We start from the raw sequence: 22,903 nt of genomic DNA, 5'->3' as shown, positions 1-22,903 counted from the left end.
CGAAACCGCCGGCCAGCGGTCTCACGGCGACCTGGATGTCCGTCCCACAGCTCGTCCCTTCCTGCCGACCCACGATCCGCCTCTCGCGGCGTCGGCGCGAGAGCGGTGATCGAAGTCGCGGCCTACCTGTTGCGCACCTTGACCGAACCTTCACGCCGGGCGCACAGGCACGCCCAGGCAGGCCCTGACGGACCGGAGGGGCGTACGACAGACCGGCGCCGACGGACTCGTGGGTATCCGTCGGCGCCGGCGGCCTCCGTGTGGGCGGAGGCGTCGTGTGGCCAGGCCGTGCCTGGCGGTGGGTGTCAGCCCGTGCGGAGGCCGGTCCCGGGCAGCACGCCCGGCGCCTGGCAGCGCTTCGGGAGCCGGGTCCGCTCGAGCCGGCGCGAGCCCGCCTTGAGCACGACGGCCGCGCGCGCGCCGCCGCGCACCGTGACGGTCTTCCTGCCGAGCGACCTGACCACGTAGCGGTGCATCGTGGTGCCCACCCGGAGGTAGTAGAAGACCGCGCGGCCCGAGCGGTTGACGAGGTGCGCCAGCACGGTGCCCTGGCAGGTGGCCCGGACCCGGCCGACGGCCTTGCCGAACGACTGCTCGCCCAGGACCTCGGGCTCCTCGCAGACCGTCACGGTCTCGCTGTCGCTCGTCGCGTCCGCGGACTCGCGGGCGACGTTGGCGTGGTCGGCGCACGGGCCGGTGCCGACACCGAGCGCCAGCGACGACGTACGCACGAGGACGCGGTGGTCGGGCGCGGCCCACACGTCGTCCCAGTCGAGCGTGCCGAGCACGACCGGGGCGCCGCCGTCGGCGGCGGTGGAGACGGTGGTCAGCTCGTCGGTCTTCTGATCGACGGCGTAGTCGGCCTGCGCCTGGGCGTCGGCCGAGCCGGCCGGACGCGCGGGCTGCTCCGCCGCGGAGGCGTCCCACGAGACGGTCGCCGTGGTCGCCGCCGGCCCGGTGGGCGCCGACCCGGGGACACAGGTGTAGGCGAAGGAGCTGGCACCGGCAGGGAGGACCACCTGAAGACCCGCGGCCGGAGACGTGTCGGTGGCCGCGATCGTGCAGGCACCGGCACCCGCCAGGGTGGCGGACAGCGTGGCGCCGACGGGCTCACCGGGGTTGGTGACGCCGATGGTGCCGACGACCTCGAAGCCCGAGCGGGCGGGCGGGCCGAGCGCGGTCACGCCGACGGCGTAGCGCACCGTGGCGGTCCCGTCGGCCGGCGCGTCGGCGCGGTTGCGGTCGACGGCGTTCCACACCTGCCAGGCGTAGTCGACGTCATGGCTGGCGCTCACCGTGTTGGTGACCACCGGCGCGGTGGCGTCGGCCGCGTGGGCCACGGCCGGGGCTGCCACGACGGGCAGCGCCAGCGTCGTCGCGAGCACGGCGTAGCGGCGGATGCGTCGAGCCGGGTGCACAGCACCGGAGGTCGGCGAGCCGAAGAGAGTTCCCACAATCGTCCCCTGTCGAGCTGCCCGGGCGGTGCCGGGCGGCCGTGCTCCCCACGAGTCGGCCTTCGAGATGCAACAGTGGGGCACCGACACGCCGCGCGGACACGGCTAGGCCGAAACGCAGGGTTACCTACAGGGGTCCTTGATCGAAAACACCGGCCTCGGCGTCACACGTCCAGTCAACAGTCCCGCTAGCCCCGCCCGTGAGGGGTGTGCCAGCCCGAGGCGTCGGGTCCTCCGGGGACGATCTGGTGCGGGTTGATGTCCTTCTGGACGACGTAGTAGTGCTGCTTGATCTGGTCGAGGTCGACCTCGTCGCCGAAGCCCGGCGTCTGGAACAGGTCGCGGGCGTAGCCCCACAGGTGCGGCAGCTCCGTGAGCTTCTGACGGTTGCACTTGAAGTGCCCGTGGTAGACCGCGTCGAAGCGCACCAGCGTGGTGAAGAGGCGTACGTCGGCCTCCGTGATGCTGTCGCCCATGAGGTAGCGCCGGTCGGCGAGGCGGTCCTCGAGCCAGTCGATCGTGGTCCACAGGCGGTCGTAGGCGTCGTCGTACGCCTCCTGGGAGCCGGCGAAGCCGCAGCGGTAGACGCCGTTGTTGACCTCGGTGAAGACGCGCTTCATCACCGCCTCCATCTCCTCGCGGAGGTCGGCCGGCCACAGGTCGGGCGCGTCGGGGCGGTGGTGCTCGCGCCACTCGAAGAAGAGGTCGTGGGTGATCTGCGGGAAGTCGTTGGTCACGACCTTGCCCGACGCGACGTCGACGATCGCGGGAACGGTGATGCCGCGCGGGTAGTCGGGCTCGCGGGCGAAGTAGGCCTGCTGGAGCCGCTCGATGCCGAGCACCGGGTCGACGCCGCCGGGGTCGAGGTCGAAGGTCCAGCTGCGGGCGTCGTGGACCGGCCCGGGTGCCCCCCACGAGAGGACGTCCTCGAGCCCGAGCAGGTTGCGCACGATGATCGAGCGGTGCGCCCACGGGCAGGCGCGCGCGGCGACGAGGCGGTAGCGCCCGGGGGCCACGTCCCACACCTCGACGTCGCGCGGGCTGTCCTTCGACCCGCTCGGGAACTGGTCGTCGAGCGGGTCGGCCGAGGTCGCGCCGAGCAGGATCCGGTCCGGGAGGTAGGACATGTCGCGCTCGAAGGGCTTGCCCTTGGTGGAGTAGGTCGCCGTGTCGTTCACCCTTCAACCATACCCACGCACGTCTGGGCGTCGTACGGTGCGAGGCGTGCCAGCGACCTTCGCGACCAGCGACCCCCACGGCCACCTGTCCGAGCTGACCTCGGCGCTGCGCGCCGCCGGGCTCCTCGACGAGGGGTCGCGATGGGCAGGCGGCGACGCCCGGCTGTGGGTGCTCGGCGACCTCCTCGACCGGGGTCCTGACGGACTCGGCGTCATCGGGCTCGTCCGTCGTCTCGTCGAGGAGGCCGCGGCGGCCGGCGGCGCGGTGCTGCCCGTCCTCGGCAACCACGAGGTGATCGCCCTCGGGATGCGACGCTTCGGAAGCGCGCCGATCGTGCACCGCGGCGTCGTGCGCACCTTCGAGTCCATCTGGGCCCGCAACGGCGGGCAGGTCGCCGACCAGGCGGGCATCGACGACGAGCTGTTCGCGTGGCTCGCCGGGCTGCCCGCCGTCGGCCTCGACGGCGAGCACCTGCTGATGCACTCCGACACCACCGAGTACCTCCAGTGGGGCAGCTCGATCGAGGCGGTCAACGAGGGGGTGCGCACGATCCTGGCCGACGACGACCCGGTCGCCTGGTTCGACGTGCTCGTCGGCCTCGCCCAGCGCCACGAGTACGCCGGCAGCGCGGGCCCGCTCGCCGCCCGCCGACTCCTGCGCACCCTCGGCGGGGAGCGGATCGTCCACGGCCACAGCATCATCGGCGACCTGTTCGGCGAGCGCTTCGACTCCTACGACGAGCCGCGGCGCTACTGCGAGGGGCTGGCGCTCGACATCGACGGAGGGATCTACGAGGGCGGCCCGTGCCTGGTCGCCCGCCTCTCCGACTGACCGATCTAAGTAGTTCAGGGCGAGATGGTTGTCCGGGCTGACGTCCGGGGACCATCCCGCCCTGAACTATCTGCGATTCTGCAAAGAACTGTTTGCAAATGACTCTTTGCAGTTTTACGGTGAGGCCATGCCCTCGTCGATCACCCCCGACATCGCCGGCCTCCGGGCGCTGAGCCACCCGGTCCGGCTGCGGATGCTCACGCTCCTGCGCGGCGAGGGGCCGGCGACGGCCACCACGCTGGCGGCCCGCCTCGACCTCAACACCGGCGCGACGTCGTACCACCTCCGGCAGCTCGCCCAGCACGGCTTCATCGAGGAGGACAGCGAGCGGGGCAACGCGCGCGACCGGTGGTGGCGGGCCGCGCACGAGAGCACCCGCACCGACTTCCGCGAGAAGGGTGTCGTCGACAGCGACGTCGAGGCCTACCTGACGACGGTCGCGATGCTGTACGCCGACCGGATGCGCGCGGCTGTCTCGGAGATGGCCTTCCTGCCCGAGGAGTGGCGTCCCGTCGGCACGCTGAGCGACTGGGAGGTCCGCCTGACGCCAACCCAGGCCGAGCAGCTCGTGCAGCGGCTCGCCAAGGTCATCGAGTCCGCCGACGACTCGGACGCCGACGGGGCCGCGCCGTTCGTGGTGAACCTCAACGCGTTCCCACGACCCGGGCAACGGTGGTCGTCGTGAGCACGCGTACGCCCCTCGCGGGCGCGCTCGTCGCCGAGGGCGTCTCCTTCCTCGGCACGCGGATATCGATGATCGCGATCCCGTGGTTCGTGCTCTCGACGACCGGCTCGGCCACGCAGACCGGCCTGGTCGCCGCGGCCGAGATCACCCCGCTCGTGATCATCAAGGCGCTCGGCGGCCCGCTGCTCGACCGGGTGGGCCCGCGCCGGGTCACCCTCGTGTGCGACCTGCTCTCGACCTTCGTCGTCGCGGCGATCCCGCTGCTGCACGGCCTCGGGATGCTGTCCTTCCCGACCCTGCTCGTGCTGGTCGCGGTCGCCGGCGCGCTGCGCGGACCGGGCGACGCCGGAAAGGCGGCGATGATGCCGGAGATCGCGCGCACCGCGGGCTGGTCGCTGGAGCGGGTGTCCGGACTGTCGGCCGCGGTCGAGCGGACGTCCTCGATGGGTGGCGCAGCGCTCGCCGGCCTCCTCGTCGCCACCGTGGGCTCGGCCAACGCGCTCTACGTCGACGCCGCGTCGTTCCTCGTCTCGTTCCTCGTGTTCGGGGTCGCCACCACCGGCCTCGGGCGGCCCGTCGCGCCGGAGGTCGACGCGCAGTCGACGTCGTACGTTCAGGAGCTGCGACAGGGCTGGGACTTCATGCGGACCGAGCCGGTGCTCGTCGCGATCTGCGCGATGGTCGCCGTGACCAACCTCGTCGACATGGCCTGGAGCTCCGTGCTCGCGCCGGTGTGGGCGAAGGAGTCGGGCGCGGGGGTCGCGGTCCTCGGCACCCTCTTCGCCGTGATGAGCGGTGCGTCGGTCCTCGGCGCGCTCGCAGCCGCCCGGTGGGGCGAGACGCTGCCGCGCTACCAGACGTACGTCGTCGCGTTCCTGGTCGCGGGCGCACCGCGCTTCGTCGTGATGGCCTTCGACTCGCCGCTCTGGGCGGTCTTCGCCGTGACCCTGGTCGCGGGGCTGGCCTCCGGCTTCCTGAACCCGATCCTCGGCGCGGTGATCCTGGAGCGGATCCCGGCACCGCTGATGGGCCGGGTGTCGTCGCTCAACACGGCCATCTGCTGGTCGCTCATGCCGCTGGGCGGTGTCCTCGGCGGCCTGGCGGTCGCCGGGCTCGGCGTCTCGCCGGCGCTGCTCGTCGCGGGAGCGGCGTACCTGCTCACGACGATGGCGCCGACCCGGGTGCCGTCGTTCCGGCGGATGGACCGTGCGCCGGCCGACCCGCGCACCACCCGGCCAGCCGACACCCGGACATAACGGCGTACTCGGAGGGCGAGTCCGACACCTGGAGGCCTTTGCAACCCCCTCCAGGTGTCGGAGTCCCCGCACGAGCGGGGACTCCGACAGGGTGCGAAGGCGGTCAGGGGGCGAAGCGGGCGGCCACCTCGACGACGCGGTCGAAGGCCTCGGTCTCGCCGATGCTGACGCGGACGCCGTCACCGGCGAAGGGCCGCACCGAGATCCCGAGCTCGCCGCAGGCGGCGGCGAAGTCGAGCGCCCGGTCGCCCAGCGGGAACCAGACGAAGTTGCCCTGCGCGTCGGGCAGGTCCCAGCCGACCTCGCGCAGCCGGGCGACGAGCTCGGTCCGCCGCTCGACCAGGTCCGACACCCGGGCCATCAGCTCGTCGGTCGCGGCCAGCGAGGCGATCGCTGCCGCCTGGGCGACGTGGCTGACGCCGAAGGGCAGCGACACCGCACGAAGGGCGCCGGCCAGCGGCGCGGGGGCCACGGCGTACCCCACCCGGAAGCCGGCGAGCCCGTAGGCCTTGGAGAACGTGCGCGTCAGCACGACGTTGTCGTGGCGGCGGTAGGTCGCGACGCCGTCGATCGCGTCGTCCATGCGGACGAACTCGAGGTAGGCCTCGTCGACCACGACGACCACGTGGGTGGGGATCTTCGCGATGAAGGCGTCGAGGTCGGTCTGCGTGACGGCCGGGCCGGTCGGGTTGTTGGGCGTGCAGACGATGACGACCTTGGTGCGGTCGCTGACCGCGGCGGCCATCGCGTCGAGGTCGTGGCGCCCGTCGGCGGTCAGCGGCACCTGCACGCTGGTCGCGGCGCCCGCGGTGACGGCGATCGGGTAGGCCTCGAAGGAGCGCCAGGCGTACACGACCTCGTCGCCGGGCTCGCAGAACGCGTTGACCAGCTGGTAGATCAGGCCGACCGACCCGGTCGCTGCGGCGAGGTCCTCGACCGGGACGCCCATCGCCTCGCCGAGCGCGGCGTAGAGCGCGGTGCTGCCCATGTCGGGGTAGCGGTTCATCTGGGCCGCCGCCTCGGCCGCCGCCTCCAGCACGCCGGGCAGCGGCGGGTAGGGGTTCTCGTTGGACGACAGCTTGTAGGACGTCAGTCCCTCACGGGCGACGGGCGGCTTGCCGGCGACGTACGCAGGGATGGCGAGCACGTTGGGCCGGGGCTGGGGAGAGGTCACCCGTGCACCTTAGTAACGCGGCCGCGCCACGGCCTCAGCACCGGCAGCAGCAGCATGCCGAGCACGAAACCGGTCCCGGCACCGAGGACGTTGTCGACCAGGTCGGTGACGTCGCAGGCCCGGTCGATGCGGGCGAGCTGGAGCTGGGTGAGCTCGATCGCGAGGCTGTACGCCGCCAGCGCGACGAGGCCGAGCGGCGCGAGGACGACGCCCGACCACCAGCGTCCGACGGCCAGCACGAGGAACACCCCGGCCGGCACGAACAGCAGCACGTTGAGGGTCCGCTGGTCGAGGCCGAACACCTCGAAGGCCGCGCCCGACGGACCGCCGTAGTCCCACGAGCACGACTCGCTGCGGCTCTCGGCCGGCACGATGCCGACGTCGGCGCGGGTCGGCACGAGGGTGACCAGCGCGATCGCGACCAGTGACCAGAGGAGCCCGGCGACGGACACCGCCGTCGTCGCGCCGACACGCTGGCGCAGGGCCAGTGCGACGAGCCCGGCGACCACGGCCGCGGCCAGGGCACCGAGCACCATCACGCCCGTGCCGCCGATCGTCACCATCCGGGGGAGGGTAGTCGGCTCCCGGCTAGGGTCGTGGCATGCGCTTCGTGACGTGGTTGCTGACCTACGCCGCCGGGCTGGCCGTGGCCGCCTGGCTGCTCGACGGGATCTTCTTCGACGGCCCGGCCAACGGGCAGGCCGAGATCCAGGAGAAGATCCTGCCGCTGTTCGTCGTGGCCCTGATCCTCGGACTGGTGTCGACCTTCATCGAGCCCGTCATCAAGCTGATCTCGCTGCCCTTCATCATCCTCACGCTCGGCTTCCTGCTGCTCGTGATCAACGCGCTGATGCTGCTGCTGACCGCTCGGCTGGCCGACGCCTTCGACCTCGGCTTCCACGTCGAGGGCTTCTGGAACGCGCTGCTCGGCGCGATCATCGTGACCATCGTCGGCTGGGGCGTCCGGACGGCGCTGCCCTCCCGGGACTGAGGCCGGTGCCGCACCTCCCATCCCGCCTTCCGCCGCCCCGCACCCCGGGCAGCTACCGCATCGCCCTGGTCTGCCTCGGCAACATCTGCCGCTCGCCCACGGCCCACGTCGTCCTCGAGCGCCGGGTCGCCGACGCCGGTCTCGACGACCGCGTCGAGGTCGCCTCGTCCGGCACCGGCGGCTGGCACGTCGGCCACCCGATGGACGAGCGGGCGGCCGCCACACTGGCGGCCGCGGGCTACGACCCGACGCGGCACCGCGCCCGGCAGTACGACGCGACGTGGCCCGAGGCGTACGACCTGGTGCTCGTGATGGACGAGCAGAACCTCGCCGACGTGGGCGGGCGCACGGACCGGGTCGGGCTGTTCCGCGACCTCGATCCGGTCGGACCCGGTGGTGAGGTCCCGGACCCGTACTACGGTGGGAGCGACGGCTTCGAGGAGGTGCTGGCCATGGTCGAGCGCACGAGCGACGCCATCGTGCGTGCCCTCCCCGATGCGCTGGCGGCGGCCGGGGCGGGCCGGGTCGGGGACCACGCCTGATGGCTCGTCAGCCACTGGCGGCCCGACGCGCCGAGGAGCTCCTCGGGGCGTCCGTCGTCGCGACCTCGCCCGTCGCGGGCGGCGACATCGCCACCGCGACCCGGCTGCGGCTGTCCTCCGGCCAGACGGCCCTGATGAAGACGCTGCCGCACGCGCCCGAGGGCTTCTTCGAGGCGGAGGCGGCCGGCCTGCGCTGGCTGTCCGAGGTCGAGGGCGGCGTACCCGTTCCGGAGGTGCTCGCCGCGGCGAGCGACTGCGTGATCCTCGCGTGGGTCGAGCAGGGCTCGAAGACCCCCGCCGAGGCGGCCGCGACGTTCGGCCAGCAGCTGGCGCGCACGCACGCCGCCGGCGCCGATGCCTGGGGCCTCGACCACGACGGCTTCATCGGCCGGCTGCCGCTCCCCAACACCACGGCGGGTTCGTGGGCGGAGTTCTACGCCGTGCGCCGCCTGCTCCCCTACCTCAAGCTCGCGCGCGACCGCGGCGCGATCACCGACGGCGACGCGGCCGTCGTCGAGGGGGTCGTGGGCCGACTGACCGAGCTCGTCCCCGACGAGGCCCCGTCCCGGCTCCACGGCGACCTCTGGAACGGCAACTGCCTCTGGGGCCAGGACCTCGCCATCCACGTCATCGACCCCGCGGCCTACGGCGGCCACCGCGAGGTCGACCTCGCGATGCTGCACCTCTTCGGCCTCACCCACCTGCCCCGCGTGGTCGCGGCCTACGACGAGGCGCACCCGCTCGCCGACGGCTGGGAGGACCGCCTCGGCCTCTACCAGCTGTTCCCGCTGCTCGTGCACGCCTGCATGTTCGGCGGCAGCTACGGCGCCCGCGCCGGTGCGATCGCGACGCGCTACCTCTGAGCCGTTACGTGCCGAGCATCGGGAACTGCGTGCTCGACGTGCCCGTGCCGAGGTCGTTCGGGCTCCACGGGCCCTCACATCCCCTGTAACGCTCGACCGGGTTCCAGAGACCCTCGGAGGTGTCGAACGTGAAGTTCTGCACCCAGCGGGCGCACCCCGACCAGTACGCCTCCAACGACGGCGCGATGACCTCCTTGATCTCGGCCTCGCTGTACGAGAACCAGACCTCGCCGGTGCCCCGGTCGACCGCCACGACGTCCTTGGGGGAAGCCGTCAGCAGCGGCCACCACGTGTCCGACCAATAGGGATCGACGCCTCCGAGGCGAGCAGCGACGCTCGTGTGCATCGCGATCACCTCGCGCGCGTGCTGCTCGCCAAGGAACTCGGACATCGGCATCAGCTCGGCAGGTAGGCCCCAGTAGCGCTGCTGGAACGCTGCTCGATCCACGCCGTCGGCCTGCTCGTACACGGCTGCGACGACTCCCGGGACATCGGACGCCGTGACCGATCGGCCGGGCGCCAGGAGGTCGTCCGGAAGACCGCGGTCAGCGACGGCATCCAAGAGGGACCGGAACGACTCCATCAGCGTGGCAGCACGCGCAGGTCGACCAGGAGGGCGGTCGGGCGACCGCCCTGTCCTCGACCGAGCATCACCTCGTAGCCCCCTGGTCCGTCACCGCTCTCGAACAAGGCACCGACCACGGCGCTGTCGACCTCGACCGCCAACAGCCCGGCGTCGCGGACAGACGGCAGCAATGTCTCGATCCTCTCGGCCACGGCAGCCACCTGCCCCCGGGCGATGAATGCACCGCAGCCCGCGTCGATCGAGAGCCGGATCCCGGCCACAGGGAACTCGACCCACAACGTGTTCTTCGAGAAGGTCCCGACCACGGCCATCACAGGCTGGATCAGATCGCCGCGAGGGGTGGCGTGCCGCAGCACGGCCACCTCGACCGGTTGGGCCGTGCCGCGAAGTTCGACGGAGATCGGCTGCCCCTGCCACTCCAGCGACGCGGGGTCACATACGTCGATACCGTGCCCGGGTGCCTGGATCGGCGGGCACGTGAGCCGTTCGAGGCGCAGCTCGCGCCCGTCCGGCGTCGTCACTCTGTCGCCGTACGGCAAGAGCTCAGCCGTGGTCATGCCAGTACGGAGCCGGGGCGGACGCGGTGCATCCTCCAACTCCTCCTCGGGGCTGAGTGGGACGTGTACGTCGCCCCAGCCCGGCGGCAGTCCTGCCGCTTCCTTGGTGTGCGCCATCACGGCGCTGAGGAAGTCGAGGTTGTCATCGTTCGTCGTCACAGCTGCGGTCCCCTCACCCCACCCGTCGGAGTCCCCCGTCGGCCTCCGCCACACACCCTAGGCGCGCATCGCGCATGGCATCGGCTCTTCCGGGACTGCGACAGGACTTGTGGATCTCAGCCAGCGCTCAGGCGCCGGTGGCATCCTTACGCACGTGATGAGGCTGTGACCGAGACCAAGCCCCGCGTGCTCGTCGTCGACGACGACCGCGCGGTGCGCGACTCGCTGCGCCGGTCGCTGGAGTTCAACGGCTACGACGTCGTGCTCGCGGCTGACGGGGCCGAGGGTCTGGTCGCGGTCGGCTCGCACCACCCCGACGTGGTGGTGATCGACGTGATGATGCCTCGGCTCGACGGGATCGAGACGACGCGGGCGCTGCGCACGGCCGGCAACGACGTACCGATCCTGGTGCTCACCGCACGCGACGCGGTCGGCGACCGGGTCGAGGGCCTCGACGCCGGGGCCGACGACTACCTCACCAAGCCGTTCGCGCTCGAGGAGCTGCTCGCTCGCCTGCGCGCCCTGCTGCGGCGCGTCGTGCCTGACGCCGAGGGGGACGGCGAGGTGCTCAGCTTCGCCGACCTCACGATGGACGTCTCGAGCCGCGACGTCACCCGGGGCGGGCGGCCGATCGAGCTGACCCGTACGGAGTTCACGCTGCTCGAGATGTTCCTGCGGCGGCCTCGCCGGGTGCTCGACCGGTCGTTCATCCTCGAGGAGGTGTGGGGCTACGACTTCCCGACGAGCGCCAACTCGCTCGAGGTCTACGTCGGCTACCTGCGCCGCAAGACCGAGGCCGAGGGCGAGTCGCGGCTGATCCAGACGGTGCGCGGCGTCGGCTACGTCCTGAAGGAAGCATGAGCCACCACGGACCTCGGATGACGACGCGATGAGGCCCGAGGAGGCCCTCGCCCAGGGGCGGTGGCACTACCGCCGCTCGCTGGCGTCGCGCGTCGCGGTCCTCACCACGCTGGCGCTCGGGGTGTCGATCGCGATCCTGTCGCTGACGGCGTACGTCGTGATGCGCCAGCAGCTCATCAGCTCCCTCGACCAGTCGCTGCTCAACCGCGCCCACAAGGCCACCAGCGACACGACGCTGTCGGCGATCGCGGCCGGCGACGTGCCGCTGTGGGTCCTCGGCGCCGCGGACGTGCGGATCATCCTGATCAACTCCGAGGGCCGCGGCATGTCCGGCACCGCGATCCCGACGTTCAGCCTCGGCGAGCCGGAGTACACGGTCGTCACAGGGCAGCGCGAGTCGGTCGTGCGCACGCTCGTCACGGAGGAGGGCGAGCGCTACCGCGTCGCGACCGTCCGCGCGGGGAGCGGCCAGGCGCTGATCCTGGCGCAGCCGCTGACCGAGACCGAGCGCACGCTGGGCAAGCTCGGCGGCGTCCTCTTCGTGTTCGGCGCACTCGGCGTGCTGGCCGCGATGCTCGCGGGATGGCTCGTCGCGCGCAACGGCCTGAGACCCGTCCGCCGGCTCACCCAGGTCGTGGAACGCATCGCCGAGACCGAGGACCTCGCGCCGCTGCGGGTCGAGGGCGACGACGAGGTCGCGCGTCTCGCGACGGCGTTCAACCAGATGCTGCTGGCGCTCGGCGCCTCGCGCGACCGTCAGCGTCGGCTGGTCGCCGACGCGAGCCACGAGCTCCGCACGCCGCTCACGTCGCTGCGCACCAACCTCGACCTGCTGCGTCAGGCCGAGGGCAACACGGCGCTCCCCGCCGAGGCGCGGCTCGAGCTGCTCGACGACGTGCGCGGCCAGATCGAGGAGCTCAGCGCACTCGTCGGTGACCTCGTCGAGCTCGCCCGCGACGAGCCAATGACCCACGTCGTCGCGCAGGTCGACCTGGCCGACGTCGTCGACCGCGCCGTGACGCGCGTACGCCGCCGCGCGCAGGGCATCGCCTTCGACGTGGCGACCGAGCCGTGGCTCGTCGTGGGCGACTCCAGCAGCCTCGAGCGCGCGGTGACGAACCTCCTCGACAACGCCGCGAAGTGGAGCCCCTCCGACGGCACCGTGACCGTCCGGCTCACCGACGGCACGCTCGTCGTCGACGACCAGGGCGACGGTGTCGCCGAGGCCGACCGGCCCCACATCTTCGAGCGGTTCTTCCGCTCCGAGGAGTCGCGCGCGATGCCCGGCTCCGGCCTCGGGCTCGCGATCGTGCGGCAGGTCGTCGACCGGCACGGCGGCCGGATCGAGGTGGCGGAGTCGCCCGAGGGCGGGGCCCGGTTCGCGTTGTGGCTGCCGGGGGTCGGGGCGGCGCTGGAGTCACCGGATATCCGGTGACCGCAACGGTTAGTGGCCCAGATCTGGGCTACGAACCGTGGAACTCGGGTGCGAAGCTCAGTCGAAGACGCGGAGCAGCCGCTCGGCCTTCCACTCCGACTCCGCCCACTCCTCGTCCACGTCCGAGCGGACGGTGATCCCACCGCCCGTGCCGAGCCGCCAGGTCCCGCCGCCGTCGGTCGTCAGCGACCGGATGACCACCCCGAGGTCGGCCGGGCCGTCGCCGCTGATCCAGCCGAAGGCGCCGGCGTACACCCCACGCGGTGTCGACTCGACCTCGTCGATGATCTCCATCGTGCGGAGCTTGGGCGCGCCCGTCATCGAGCCCGCCGGGAAGAGCGCCCGCAGCGCGCCGACGGTCGTGACGTCGTCGCGGAGGCGGCCGCGCACCGTCGACACGAGCTGGTGGACCGATGCGTAGGACTCGACCTGCATGAGCGCAGGCACCTCGACGGAGCCGACCTCGCAGACCATCGACAGGTCGTTGCGCAGCAGGTCGACGATCATCAGGTTCTCGGCGCGCGTCTTGCTCTCCGTGGCCAGCCGCGTCCGCAGGAGCTCGTCCTCCGCCGGCGTCGCGCCGCGCGGGGTGGTGCCCTTGATCGGCTTGGTCTCGAGGTGCCGGTCGGGGGTCACCAGCGCGTACCGCTCCGGCGAGCTCGACAGCAGCCAGGCGCGCGCGCCGTCGACGTCGTGCTGGAGGAACCCGCTGTACGGCGCGGGGTTGAGCTCGCGCAGCCGGAGGTACGCCGTCACCGGGTCGAGGTCGTCAGTGATGCTCAGCCGATGGGTGAGGTTGACCTCGTAGGAGTTGCCCGCGTGGAGGTGCTCCTGGACGCGGGCGAACGCGGCTGCGTACTCCGCCGGGACGGGACTTGGAGGGCGAGTCGGACTCTTGGAGGGGGTTGCAACGGCCTCCAAGTGACGGACTCCCCGCACGTGCGGGGACTCATGCACGGGCTGCGGGTGCTCGAACACTCGCACCGCCGTCGGGCGCATCCAGACCGCGTCGGGCAGCCACGGGTCGGGCGAGGCGGGGAGGTCGGCGCGGGAGGCGTAGCCGAGGTAGCCGAACCACTGCTCGCCGGAACGCATCCGCGCCTCGAGCACGGCGAAGATGTCGTCGCCCACGACCGTCGACGCCCCGCCGACGTGGAGGGTCACCTCACGTCGCGCCGCCGACCACGAGAGCGACTCGTTGTGGTCGGCGAGCCACCCGATGATCGAGCGGCGGCCCGACCACTCGCGCGCGCCGCCGCCGTCGAGCCAGAAGCACCGCTCGTGCTGGGCCGCGACGTCGAGGAAGAACTCGGTGGCTTCGTCGCTCACGAGAGGAAGTTCCCGACCAGCTCGGCGCCGTGCTCCGACAGGATGGACTCGGGGTGGAACTGCACACCCTCGAGCGGCAGGTCGACGTGCCGGACGCCCATCACGACGCCGTCCTCGCTCCACGCCGTCGCGACGAGCGTCGCAGGGAGGGCGACCGCGCCGAGCGAGTGGTAGCGCACGGCGTCGAAGTCCTGCGGCAGGCCGGAGAACACGCCCTCGCCGTCGTGGCGGATCGTCGCGACGTCCCCGTGCGCGGGAGCCAGGCGCGCGACCTCGCCGCCGTACGCCGTCACCAGGCCCTGCATGCCCAGGCAGACCCCGAGCACCGGGCGCGACCCGTCGAGCAGGACCGCCGTCCCCACGGCGAAGTCGGAGGCCACGGCCGGATGGCCGGGGCCCGGCGACAGCACGACGTGGGAGTGGCGCAGCACGTCCGCGGGCTCCACCTCGTCGTGCTCGACCACGCGCGGCAGGACGCCGGTCACCGCGGCGACGAGGTGCACCAGGTTCCACGTGTAGGAGTCGTGGTGGTCGACCACGATCACGTCCGGCGTCACGCGCCAGACCCTAGATGAGTGAGGCCCCGGCGTCGCGCGCTCCGCGACGCTCAGCATCCACGCTCGCTGCGTTGCCGTCGCTCGAAGGACGATCCGGTACGACATCGCTCCGGCGCCTTGCGAGCGCGGCGCTGAGCGCCGCTCGCCTGCACGACGCCGGGGCCTCAGTCATCAGTGCTAGGAGCGCAGGCGGCGACACGCCTCGGAGACCGGCTGGGCACGGACCTCTCGGCACTGGTCGAAGGCGGCCAGCTTGGCCATCAGCAGGTCGACCTCGGGCTTCCGCCTCGGGCTGGCGAAGGCGTTGCGCCGCTCCCAGCGGTCCTGGCGATAGCTGTAGTACTCGTAGCCCCACGACGTGCGCTTGCTCCGCGGGTCGAGGTCGAGCCGCACGAGCAGCGCGAGCCGGCTGCGCACCGCGGTGTAGGACGGGATCCGGTCGAGCTCCGGGCCGCTGAAGGCCGCGTCGGGATCACCGCCGGTCAGGGTCTGCTGCGTGTGCTCGAGGAAGGCGTACGACTGCCGCACCAGCGCCGGTTGCGTGAAGGTTGGCACCAGCGACAGCCCGCTGCGGTAGGGCACGGGCGCCAGCCCGGCCAGCTCCTCGAAGGTCGGCGCGAGGTCGATGTTGCTGGTGACCTCCTTGCGCTGCCCCGGCACGACGCCCGGCCCGGTGACCAGCAGCGGCACCCGCACGTCGGTGTCGTACGCCGTCCCCTTGCCGCGGCCGAGCCCGTTCTGCCCGAGGTGGAAGCCGTTGTCGGAGGTCAGCACGACGTAGGTGTCCGGGCCGACGGTCCGCAGGATCTTCGTGATCAGCCGGTCGGCGGACTGCGACATCCGCGCTCGGTTGCGCAGGTCGCGCACGGCCACGGCCTTCGACAGCGGGGAGCCCGTGTTCCACGCACGCGCCCGCTTGCCTGACGCGGTGCGCGGTCGGTTGTCCTTCGCCGAGTCGCCGAGGCCCGGGAGGTCAGCGGACGTCAGCTTGCTGCACGCCACCCGCCCGCAGCTGCGCTCGCCCTCGCGGTCGCGGAACATCGGCGGGAAGAGCGGATCGCCGGGGTAGTGGCCCTCGGGCTGGGTGCGGTTGTGGGGCGCGTAGAGCGCGACCTCCAGGAAGTACGGCGCGTCCGCGGCCTCGTTGGCCGCCAGGAAGTCCATCGCCAGGTCGCCGGCCACCGTGCCGGCGTACGCCTTGTCCTTGGCGGCGTTGCTCGCGCTCGCGGGAGGTGCGTCGTGCTGGGTCAGCCGCAGGCGGCCGCCGTCGAGCGAGGTGCTGGCGAAGTCCCAGCCGTCGTAGGCCGAGCCGAAGACGGTGTTGAAGGTCGACCAGCCCGGCACCACCGGCGGCAGCGCGCGGCCGGGCGACCACTCGTACTCGTTGAGGAACTTGCCCACGAAGCCGGTGGTGTAGCCGGACTCCTGGAGCCGCACGTTGAACGCGCGCTCCGGGTTGCCGTTGGCGGCGTAGGCCGCCCAGCCGCCGAGCATCGACCTGCCCTGGTTGCTGGTGTTGGTGAGGACGCCGGTCTGGTGGGGGTACTGGCCCGTGAAGAAGCTCGACCGCGACACGCAGCACAGCGTGTCGGTGACGAAGGAGTGCGGGTAGGACGCCCCCGCCTTGCGCATCTTCTGCACCGACCGCATCGTCTGGACGAGGTCCATCGAGAAGTCGTCGAGCATCACCACGACGACGTTGGGTCGCCCGTCCGCAGCGACCGTCGCTGCGGCCTCCGCCCCGGCCGTGCCGACCGACGTGCCGAAGGCCCCCGCGGTGGCGATGGTCGTGAACAGGCAGACCGCTGCCCATGCTCGTCTGACGTGCTGCACGTGTCTCCCCCGTGGTCCCCCAGATCAATCCCTGCAGGGGGACTTTACTTTCCCCACCCGGATATCTGAGGACGTCACGTGCGCGATCCGCCCCGATCTCCGTCCACCACGTCCTCAGGTATCGAGGAGCAGGCCGCAGACAGCGCTGTGCAGCAGGTCGTAGCCGTTCTCGGTGAGGATCGACTCGGCGTGGAACTGGATGCCGCGGAAGTGCGGGCCGACGATCGCGTGGATGTCGCCCGTCGCCTCGTCGGCCTCGACCCGTACGCCCTCGGGCAGCGCGGCGCCGTCGGGCACCCGGCCGACGAAGGTGTTGTAGAAGCCGACGCGCTCGGTCCGACCGTCGAGCCGGACCGGCGACTGCGTGCCCTGGAAGACGACGTCCTTGTAGCCCAGCTCGAGCCCGAGCCGCTGGCACAGCGTCTGGTGGCCGAGGCAGACCGCGAGGAAGGGCTGGCCGGAGGCGAGCAGGTCGTCGACGGCCTGTCGGAACGCCGCGATCTTCGGGTGGTCGCCCTCGCGCGGGTCGCCGGGGCCGGGGCCGACGATGACGAGGTCGGCGCCGTCGAAGGCCCCCGCCGCGTAGTCCTCGTGCCGCACCACGGTCGCTGTCATGCCGAAGACGCCGAGCACGTGGACGAGCATGTTCACGAAGTCGTCCTCGCCGTGCAGGATCACGACCGACTTCCCGGCGAGCGAGGGGTCGGCGGGCTCGCCGGCCTGGTCGGTCAGCCAGAAGCGCGAGAGCCGCTGGTTGCGCGACCCCAGCGCGAGTACGACGTCCTCGTCCCGCGCGAGCTCGGCGATGTCCGTGCCGTCGGAGGTCGCCGCCGGCGCCAGCCCGAAGGCGCTGAGGATGCCGCCCGCCTTGGCCCGGGTCTCCGCGACCTCGTAAGCCGCGTCGGAGTCGCGCACGAGTGTCGCGCCCGCGGTCACCTTGAGCTCGCCTGCCGGCGAGACGTCGGCGGTGCGGATCAGGATCGGGCTGTCCATGGTCGGCGTGCCGTCGGGCGAGCGGCCGAACAGCGCGAGCGCGGCGCCGTAGTAGCCGCGGCCCTCGGGCTCGTAGTCGGCGATCAGGCGGCAGGCGTTCTCGACCGGGGCGCCCGTCACCGTCGCGGCGTACATGGTGTCGCGCAGGATCTCGCGGTGGTCGCGGTCGGACCGCCCGGCGAGGAGGTACTCGGTGTGGATCAGGTGCGTCATCGGCTTGAGGAACGGCCCGAGCACTTGGCCGCCCTCGTGGCAGATGTCGCACATCATCTTGAGCTCCTCGTCGACGACCATGAAGAGCTCGAAGACCTCCTTCTCGTTCCCGAGGAAGTCGAGGAGGTGCGTCTTCAGCGCATCGGGGTCGTCACCGTGGCCCGCGACGCGGAAGGTCCCGGAGATCGGGTTCATCCGGACGTCGCCCGAGCGCACGGAGACGTGCCGCTCGGGGCTGGCGCCGATGAGGAAGCGGTCGCCGGTGAAGAAGCAGAAGGTCCAGTACGCCCCGCGCTCGCGCTCCATGAGGCGGCGCAGCACGGTGAGCGCCTTCGTCGCGTCCCAGTCCGCGAGGGCGGCGCGGTAGTGCCGGCCGATCACGAGGTTGGCGCCCTCGCCCTGGCCGATCTCGTCGCGGATGATCGCCTCGACGACCGTGCCGTAGTCCTCGTCGCTGGTCGCGAAGCCGCCGCGGTCGGCGAGCTCGACCGGCACGTCGGGCAACGCGGCGAGGAGGTCGTCGACCGCCACCTCGTGCTCGACCTCGATGTCGACGACGGTCAGCGGCGTGCCGTCGTCGATGGCGGCGAAGCCGCGCTCGCGCACCTGCCGGAACGGCACGGCGACCAACCGGTCGGCGCTGCGCCCCGGCTCGGGGGCGCCGGACTCCAGCGGGATGTCGAGCAGCGACGCCACCTCGTGGGGCGTGCCGCCGACCAGGCCGACGGTCGGCGCGGCCTTGCGCCGGATGACCGCCCATGCGCCGTACCCCTGGATCTGCTCCAGGAGGTCGGCGACGGTGGGGGTCTCGGTCATGGCCGAAACCCTACGGGCGCGCCGCCGGGCGATCCGAGCCCGTCTCAGTCGAGCTGCGTCGCGATCCAGTCCTGGAGCCCGGCGACGCCGTCGCGCAGGCTCACCCGCGGCTCCCAGTCGAGGGTGCGGACGGTGTCCTCGACCGTGCAGGACGCGTGCCGGACGTCGCCGTCGCGGTACTGGCCCGTGACGTGCGGCTCCGGCGCCGAGTGGTAGCGGGCGATCTCGCGGGCCAGGTCACCGATCGTGGTGCGGACGCCGCTGCCGACGTCGACCGTGCGCATGTGGTCGACCGGCGGGGCGGCGATCGCGGCTACCAGGGCGCTGACCACGTCGTCGATGTGGACGAAGTCGCGGGTGATGTCGCCGTCCTCGTAGAGCGGGATCGACTCGCCCTCGCGGGCCAGCCGCGAGAAGAGCGAGACGATACCGGTGTAGGGGTTGGACAGCGACTGGCGCGGGCCGTAGACGTTCTGCAGGCGCAGCACCGAGAGGCGGGTGTCGTGCGAGCCGGTCCACGCCGACAGGATCTGCTCCTGCGCGAGCTTGGTCGCGCCGTAGACGTTGATCGGGTTCGGGTGGGTGCCGGCGACCGTGTTGGGCACGTGGACGGCGCCGTCGCCGTGGTCCCACTTCCCCGCCTCGAGCTGCGCGTGGGTGCGCAGGCCGGGCTGGAAGGTCGAGCCGTCCGGGTTGCGCCACACGCCCTCGCCGTAGACCGCGCGCGAGCTGGTCAGCACGAAGTGACCGGGCACGTGGCCGGCGCGGGTGAGGGCGTCGAGCAGCTGGGTGGTGCCGACGACGTTGACCATCCCGTGGCGCGTGCTCTCCGCCAGCGACTGCGCGGTGCCGGTCTCGGCCGCGAGGTGGATCACGGTGTCGGGGCGCAGGTCGGCGACGACGGCGTCCAGGTCGTGCGCGCTCGTGACGTCCCCCACGCGGAGGTCGACGGAGTCGGGGAGGTCGGCCGGGGGCTGCGAGCCCGGGTGCACCTGCGGGTGGAGGTTGTCGAGGACGACCCACTGCTCGGCGGAGTCCGCGAGCTGCCGCGCGAGGGTCGTGCCGATGAAGCCGGCTCCGCCCGTGACGAGGACGCGGCCGCCTGCCTGCTGCGATGACGACATGGCCCACACCCTAGGAGTCGAGGGGCGAAACCCGGATGTCGAGGCGCCCCGGCGCTGACAGACTCGCGCCATGAGCCAGGGGTCGCGGTCCCACCTGCGCGGACTGCTCGAGGTCGGCGCGGCGAGCGTCCTGTGGGGCACCGGCGGCCTGGCCGTGCAGCTGATCCGCGAGCACGAGGCCCTCTCGCCCGTCACGATCAGCGCCTGGCGGATGGCGATCGCCGCGGCGGTCCTGCTCGGCGCGCTCGTCGCCCTGCGCAGGGGTGGCGAGCTGGTCGACCTCGCCCGCCGGCACCCGCGCCAGCTCCTCGCGGTCGGCGCCGGCACGGCGGCCTACCAGGGCTTCTACTTCGTCTCGGTCACCCAGGTCGGCGTCGCCGTCTCGACCGTGGTCAGCCTCGGGCTGGCTCCGGTGCTGCTCACCGTCCTCGAGTCGGTGCGCGACCGTCGCTCCCCCGCGTCCTCGCGGCTCGCGGTGCTGGGCGCGGCGCTCGTCGGGCTGGTGCTCGTCAGCGTCGCCGGGCACGAGTCGTCGACCGGCCCCGCCCCGGTCGCCGGGGTGCTGCTCGCGATCGCGTCCGGGACGACGTACGCCGTCACGACGGTGGCCGGCGGCACGGTGAGCCGTACGTCGTCGCCGCTGGTGCTGACGAGTGGCATGACGCTCGTCGGGGCGGCCGTCCTGCTCCCCTGCCTCGCGGTGGTCGACGGGCCGCGCGTCACCACCGACGCCGTGGCGCTGGGGTGGCTGCTCTACCTCGGCGCCCTGACGATGGCGCTCGCCTACGTGCTGCTCTACTCCGGTCTGCGCGTCGTCGCGCCGAGCACCGCGGTGACCGCGAGCCTGGTCGAACCCGTGACCGCGGCGGTCGTCGCCGCGGTGGTGCTCGGCGAGGCCCTCGGTCCGGTGGCCGTGGCCGGCATCGTGCTCGTGCTCGGCGCCGTCGCCGGGCTCGGGCGCCCCGCCGCTGCCGCCGGCCCGCTGCTCCCGGACGCGCACCTGCGCTGACTACGCGGCCCTGCGCACCAGGCGTACGCCGGTGGCGAGGAGCCACACGAGCCAGGCGGCGTACCCGGGCATCCCCACGAACAGCAGTGACGAGCCGTCCGCGATCGGCAGGCTGGCGGCTCCCGCGGCGAGCATCAGGCCGCCCCCGACGAGTCCGAGCCACCGCTGCCACGGCGCAGTCAGGCGGCCCGCGTGCGTGGTCAGCGCTGCGGCGACGAGGGTCGTGCCGAGCGCCGACAGCACGAAGGCGAACGCGGCCGCGTGCAGCTGCCAGACCAGCTCGAGCAACGGCGTGGGCCCGGTCAGGCCGTCGGCGACGAGGACGGTCCCGATCCACAGCACCGCGTAGAGCCCGAAGGCGGCCGAGAGGACGGCGCCGGCGGCCAGCGCGAGCCGCGACCAGACCGCTCCCGCACCGCCGCGCTGCTCGACGAGCCCGCGGAGGCCGGCGAGGAACCCGAGGAGCAGCGGGAGGTTCAGCGCCTCGAGCCCGACGGCAATGGCGACCGCTCCGCGGTGTTCGGCGTGGAAGGCGAGCACCTCCGTCATCGGGGCGGCGTAGCTCGGTGCCGCGGCCCAGGCCACCGCCGCGTTCTGGACGACCAGCGACGCTGCCAGCGCGAGGGCCAGGGCACCCACGACCCGCTCGTCGCGCGCCGCGCGGATGTCTGGCAGGGCCGTGGTGCTCATCTCGTTGCTCCTTCGTCGCGGTCGGGCGACCGCATGGCTCCACGCTTGCCCACGCGGCCGGCAGGCGGATCGGCCCCGGAGCCCGAGCCCGATGAGCCGGATGACCGGTCCGCGTCTCGTGCTTTCGGCCGACCCGGTTGCGCGGGCAATGCGCGGCCCCTGCGTCGCTCGGCCTGAGTCGAGGAGGCGTGAAGGGGCTTGTCCATGCCCGGGCCATCCGAGCGCTCTGATGTCATGCAACGGTGAGCGAACACTTCTACCGCCCCGCGGACGGCCATCGGCTGCCACACGACCCCTTCAACTCGATCGTCGCCCCGCGCCCGATCGGCTGGATCGCGACCCTCGACACGCAGGGCCGACGCAATCTTGCGCCCTACAGCTTCTTCAACGCGCTCAACTACGTCCCGCCGCTGGTGGGCTTCTCCAGCAACGGCTGGAAGGGAACTGTGGCCAACGCAGAGGCGACGCGCGAGTTCACCTGGAACCTCGCCACCCGCGCACTGGCTGAGCAGATGAACGCGACCTCCACCGCCGAGGACATCGACGAGTTCGAGGCGGCCGGCCTCGAGTCGGTGCCCTCGCTGGTGGTCGAGGCACCTCGGGTCGCAGCGGCGCCGGTCACCTTCGAGTGCCGAGTCACCCAGATCATCGAGCTGCAGACCGCGACGGGGGATGCCAGCGGAGCGTGGTTCACCGTCGGCGAGGTGGTCGGCGTGCACATCGACGAGGACCTGCTCGTGGACGGGATCTACGACACCGCCCGGGCGCAGCCGATCCTGCGGGCTGGCGGGCCGACGGCCTACTTCGGCATCGACACCAGCAACCGGTTCGACATGCGCCGCCCGCAATGACCCGTCAACGGGGAGCGGGCTACCCGACCGGCGGGGTGGGGACCGGGCGCGGGTCGGGCGGGTAGCGCACCTCGACGCGCACCCAGTCGACGAGCATGCTCAGCCGCGTGCCGCCGGGGACGGCGTATTGCGGGTCGACGTCCTTGTTGGACAACCGGAGGTGGAAGGGCAGCAGGTTGCCGGGGACACGGCGGGGGTCGGGCGCGGTGCGGAGGGCGTACGCCTGGTTGCCGAACCCGTCCTGGGCGGAGAAGGAGACGTCGTCACCGCCGACGGTGAAGACGGCGTCGTACTCCCAGTAGCCGTCCCAGGGCTCGGCGCCGTCGCGGAACCGGTCGGTGACAGGCAGCAGCTCGGGGGCGAGCCCGGCGGCGGCGCACTCGTCGACGCCGTTGTCGAGCGTCTCGTCGTAGCAGAGGTGCGAGGCGGCCTGCGCGCCCGCAGGCTTGAGGGGGCCGTAGCTCTCGATCACGTCGATCTCGCGCGGGTCGAGGGCGTTGGGGTGCTGCACCCATACGGCCGCGTAGTTCGTGCCGGTGTCGGGCATGAGGAGGCTGGCCGACACCTTCACCGTCGTCCCGGCCGGGAGCACCCAGCCCGACGTCGAGCGCAGCTGCGACAGGGCCGAGACGTCGAGCTGGCCGACGCCGTTCTGCAGAGCCGGGTTCCAGCCCGTCATCGCGTGCCACTGGGGGGACTGGGTGCCGGCCGGGCCGTCGAAGCCGTCCTCGAAGAGGAGCTCCCAGCCCCAGCTCGGGTCGGGGTCGGACTCGACGCGGTCACCGCGCGGGAGGGTCGCCTGCGCAGGTCCGGCGAGCAGACCGAGGACGGCGAGCGTCAGGGCTGCGAGGACTGGCGCGCGCCGGGACATCGGCCTCCCCAAAGGTCGTGGTCGTGCAGGACGAGTGGGCGATC

At 72.4% G+C, this 22,903-nt stretch carries 23 protein-coding genes; 10 read left to right on the top strand and 13 right to left on the bottom strand.

Translation table 11 applies throughout. The features are described 5' to 3' along the window. Positions 1 to 305: 305 nt before the first annotated feature. Positions 306 to 1,454: a hypothetical protein gene (locus JI751_RS04445; protein WP_201933810.1), complete on the bottom strand. Its 1,149-nt coding sequence runs from the start codon at positions 1,452 to 1,454 to the stop codon at positions 306 to 308. A gap of 188 nt (positions 1,455 to 1,642) precedes the next feature. Continuing rightward, entirely contained in the window at positions 1,643 to 2,632 is a 990-nt protein-coding gene (locus JI751_RS04440; protein ID WP_307813823.1) for a glutathione S-transferase family protein, read from the bottom strand. A gap of 46 nt (positions 2,633 to 2,678) precedes the next feature. Here JI751_RS04440 and JI751_RS04435 point away from each other — a divergent pair, with 46 nt between their 5' ends. From JI751_RS04435 to JI751_RS04425, 3 genes are all read left to right on the top strand, one after another. Further along, entirely contained in the window at positions 2,679 to 3,464 is a 786-nt protein-coding gene (locus tag JI751_RS04435; RefSeq protein ID WP_201933809.1) for a metallophosphoesterase, read from the top strand. A 127-nt stretch (positions 3,465 to 3,591) separates the two neighbouring features. Next, positions 3,592 to 4,149, top strand: coding sequence for an ArsR/SmtB family transcription factor (locus tag JI751_RS04430; protein ID WP_201933808.1), 558 nt, complete (start codon positions 3,592 to 3,594; stop codon positions 4,147 to 4,149). Then, positions 4,146 to 5,405 carry an MFS transporter gene (locus tag JI751_RS04425; protein WP_201933802.1) on the top strand — a complete coding sequence of 420 codons (1,260 nt, stop codon included), beginning with the start codon at positions 4,146 to 4,148 and terminating at the stop codon, positions 5,403 to 5,405. The genes JI751_RS04430 and JI751_RS04425 overlap by 4 nt, the downstream gene beginning before the upstream one ends. A gap of 103 nt (positions 5,406 to 5,508) precedes the next feature. On the opposite strand, the gene hisC is transcribed toward JI751_RS04425, so the two are convergent. Both hisC and JI751_RS04415 read right to left on the bottom strand, forming a co-directional pair. Then, positions 5,509 to 6,579, bottom strand: a complete 1,071-nt coding sequence (gene hisC, locus JI751_RS04420) for a histidinol-phosphate transaminase (RefSeq protein WP_201933799.1) — start codon at positions 6,577 to 6,579, stop codon at positions 5,509 to 5,511. Then, positions 6,576 to 7,142 (bottom strand): VanZ family protein, encoded by a 567-nt coding sequence (locus JI751_RS04415; RefSeq protein ID WP_201933796.1) that lies wholly within the window; start codon positions 7,140 to 7,142, stop codon positions 6,576 to 6,578. Before JI751_RS04415 ends, hisC begins: the two co-directional genes overlap by 4 nt. A gap of 38 nt (positions 7,143 to 7,180) precedes the next feature. On the opposite strand from JI751_RS04415, the gene JI751_RS04410 reads away from it, so the two are divergent. The 3 genes from JI751_RS04410 to JI751_RS04400 are packed head-to-tail and all read left to right on the top strand — an operon-like array spanning position 7,181 to position 8,975. Next, positions 7,181 to 7,570: a phage holin family protein gene (locus JI751_RS04410; RefSeq protein ID WP_201933794.1), complete on the top strand. Its 390-nt coding sequence runs from the start codon at positions 7,181 to 7,183 to the stop codon at positions 7,568 to 7,570. A gap of 5 nt (positions 7,571 to 7,575) precedes the next feature. Beyond that, positions 7,576 to 8,112: a low molecular weight protein-tyrosine-phosphatase gene (locus JI751_RS04405; RefSeq protein ID WP_201933788.1), complete on the top strand. Its 537-nt coding sequence runs from the start codon at positions 7,576 to 7,578 to the stop codon at positions 8,110 to 8,112. Further along, on the top strand, positions 8,112 to 8,975 hold the full coding sequence (locus JI751_RS04400; RefSeq protein ID WP_201933785.1) for a fructosamine kinase family protein: 864 nt from the start codon (positions 8,112 to 8,114) through the stop codon (positions 8,973 to 8,975). The genes JI751_RS04405 and JI751_RS04400 overlap by 1 nt, the downstream gene beginning before the upstream one ends. Positions 8,976 to 8,979: 4 nt before the next feature. Here JI751_RS04400 and JI751_RS04395 read toward each other — a convergent pair whose 3' ends face one another. Both JI751_RS04395 and JI751_RS04390 read right to left on the bottom strand, forming a co-directional pair. Then, the gene (locus JI751_RS04395; protein WP_201933782.1) at positions 8,980 to 9,423 is read right to left on the bottom strand and encodes a hypothetical protein; all 444 of its coding nucleotides are present in this window, start codon (positions 9,421 to 9,423) and stop codon (positions 8,980 to 8,982) included. 134 nt (positions 9,424 to 9,557) lie between these two features. Then, entirely contained in the window at positions 9,558 to 10,277 is a 720-nt protein-coding gene (locus JI751_RS04390; RefSeq protein WP_201933779.1) for a hypothetical protein, read from the bottom strand. 165 nt (positions 10,278 to 10,442) lie between these two features. Here JI751_RS04390 and JI751_RS04385 point away from each other — a divergent pair, with 165 nt between their 5' ends. Then, positions 10,443 to 11,138: a response regulator transcription factor gene (locus tag JI751_RS04385; RefSeq protein ID WP_201933778.1), complete on the top strand. Its 696-nt coding sequence runs from the start codon at positions 10,443 to 10,445 to the stop codon at positions 11,136 to 11,138. A 28-nt stretch (positions 11,139 to 11,166) separates the two neighbouring features. Next, positions 11,167 to 12,573 carry a sensor histidine kinase gene (locus tag JI751_RS04380; protein WP_201933777.1) on the top strand — a complete coding sequence of 469 codons (1,407 nt, stop codon included), beginning with the start codon at positions 11,167 to 11,169 and terminating at the stop codon, positions 12,571 to 12,573. A 57-nt stretch (positions 12,574 to 12,630) separates the two neighbouring features. On the opposite strand, the gene pabB is transcribed toward JI751_RS04380, so the two are convergent. From pabB to JI751_RS04355, 5 genes are all read right to left on the bottom strand, one after another. Beyond that, positions 12,631 to 13,902 carry an aminodeoxychorismate synthase component I gene (gene pabB / locus JI751_RS04375; RefSeq protein ID WP_201933776.1) on the bottom strand — a complete coding sequence of 424 codons (1,272 nt, stop codon included), beginning with the start codon at positions 13,900 to 13,902 and terminating at the stop codon, positions 12,631 to 12,633. Next, positions 13,899 to 14,459, bottom strand: coding sequence for an anthranilate synthase component II (locus tag JI751_RS04370; RefSeq protein ID WP_201933775.1), 561 nt, complete (start codon positions 14,457 to 14,459; stop codon positions 13,899 to 13,901). Before JI751_RS04370 ends, pabB begins: the two co-directional genes overlap by 4 nt. A 177-nt stretch (positions 14,460 to 14,636) precedes the next feature. Next, on the bottom strand, positions 14,637 to 16,292 hold the full coding sequence (locus JI751_RS04365) for a sulfatase-like hydrolase/transferase (protein WP_201933773.1): 1,656 nt from the start codon (positions 16,290 to 16,292) through the stop codon (positions 14,637 to 14,639). Between the two features lie 114 nt (positions 16,293 to 16,406). Further along, positions 16,407 to 18,314, bottom strand: coding sequence for an anthranilate synthase family protein (locus tag JI751_RS04360; protein ID WP_201933772.1), 1,908 nt, complete (start codon positions 18,312 to 18,314; stop codon positions 16,407 to 16,409). 44 nt (positions 18,315 to 18,358) lie between these two features. After that, positions 18,359 to 19,438 carry an NAD-dependent epimerase/dehydratase family protein gene (locus JI751_RS04355; protein WP_236665542.1) on the bottom strand — a complete coding sequence of 360 codons (1,080 nt, stop codon included), beginning with the start codon at positions 19,436 to 19,438 and terminating at the stop codon, positions 18,359 to 18,361. Positions 19,439 to 19,508: 70 nt separating this feature from the next. Between JI751_RS04355 and JI751_RS04350 the strand changes: the two genes are divergently transcribed. After that, positions 19,509 to 20,447: a DMT family transporter gene (locus JI751_RS04350; RefSeq protein WP_201933770.1), complete on the top strand. Its 939-nt coding sequence runs from the start codon at positions 19,509 to 19,511 to the stop codon at positions 20,445 to 20,447. Here JI751_RS04350 and JI751_RS04345 read toward each other — a convergent pair whose 3' ends face one another. Continuing rightward, positions 20,448 to 21,137, bottom strand: a complete 690-nt coding sequence (locus JI751_RS04345; RefSeq protein ID WP_201933769.1) for a hypothetical protein — start codon at positions 21,135 to 21,137, stop codon at positions 20,448 to 20,450. It lies immediately after the preceding gene. A gap of 242 nt (positions 21,138 to 21,379) precedes the next feature. Between JI751_RS04345 and JI751_RS04340 the strand changes: the two genes are divergently transcribed. Then, complete coding sequence (locus tag JI751_RS04340) at positions 21,380 to 21,988, top strand: flavin reductase family protein (RefSeq protein ID WP_201933768.1); 609 nt, start codon at positions 21,380 to 21,382, stop codon at positions 21,986 to 21,988. A gap of 19 nt (positions 21,989 to 22,007) precedes the next feature. Here JI751_RS04340 and JI751_RS04335 read toward each other — a convergent pair whose 3' ends face one another. Next, positions 22,008 to 22,859 (bottom strand): hypothetical protein, encoded by an 852-nt coding sequence (locus JI751_RS04335; protein ID WP_201933766.1) that lies wholly within the window; start codon positions 22,857 to 22,859, stop codon positions 22,008 to 22,010. Positions 22,860 to 22,903 lie beyond the last annotated feature (44 nt).

The sequence above is a fragment of the Nocardioides baculatus genome (assembly GCF_016735675.1).
GTDB lineage: Bacteria > Actinomycetota > Actinomycetes > Propionibacteriales > Nocardioidaceae > Nocardioides > Nocardioides baculatus.
This window is presented reverse-complemented; position numbering and strand designations above follow the sequence as displayed.

Excerpts from the sequence above, each read along its gene's own strand:
- JI751_RS04430 (WP_201933808.1), top strand. The coding sequence starts at position 3,592 with ATGCCCTCGTCGATCACCCCCGACATCGCCGGCCTCCGGGCGCTGAGC.
- JI751_RS04415 (WP_201933796.1), bottom strand. The coding sequence starts at position 7,142 with ATGGTGACGATCGGCGGCACGGGCGTGATGGTGCTCGGTGCCCTGGCC.
- JI751_RS04410 (WP_201933794.1), top strand. The coding sequence starts at position 7,181 with ATGCGCTTCGTGACGTGGTTGCTGACCTACGCCGCCGGGCTGGCCGTG.
- JI751_RS04400 (WP_201933785.1), top strand. The coding sequence starts at position 8,112 with ATGGCTCGTCAGCCACTGGCGGCCCGACGCGCCGAGGAGCTCCTCGGG.
- JI751_RS04380 (WP_201933777.1), top strand. The coding sequence starts at position 11,167 with ATGAGGCCCGAGGAGGCCCTCGCCCAGGGGCGGTGGCACTACCGCCGC.
- JI751_RS04360 (WP_201933772.1), bottom strand. The coding sequence starts at position 18,314 with ATGACCGAGACCCCCACCGTCGCCGACCTCCTGGAGCAGATCCAGGGG.
- JI751_RS04355 (WP_236665542.1), bottom strand. The coding sequence starts at position 19,438 with ATGTCGTCATCGCAGCAGGCAGGCGGCCGCGTCCTCGTCACGGGCGGA.
- JI751_RS04350 (WP_201933770.1), top strand. The coding sequence starts at position 19,509 with ATGAGCCAGGGGTCGCGGTCCCACCTGCGCGGACTGCTCGAGGTCGGC.
- JI751_RS04345 (WP_201933769.1), bottom strand. The coding sequence starts at position 21,137 with ATGAGCACCACGGCCCTGCCAGACATCCGCGCGGCGCGCGACGAGCGG.
- JI751_RS04335 (WP_201933766.1), bottom strand. The coding sequence starts at position 22,859 with ATGTCCCGGCGCGCGCCAGTCCTCGCAGCCCTGACGCTCGCCGTCCTC.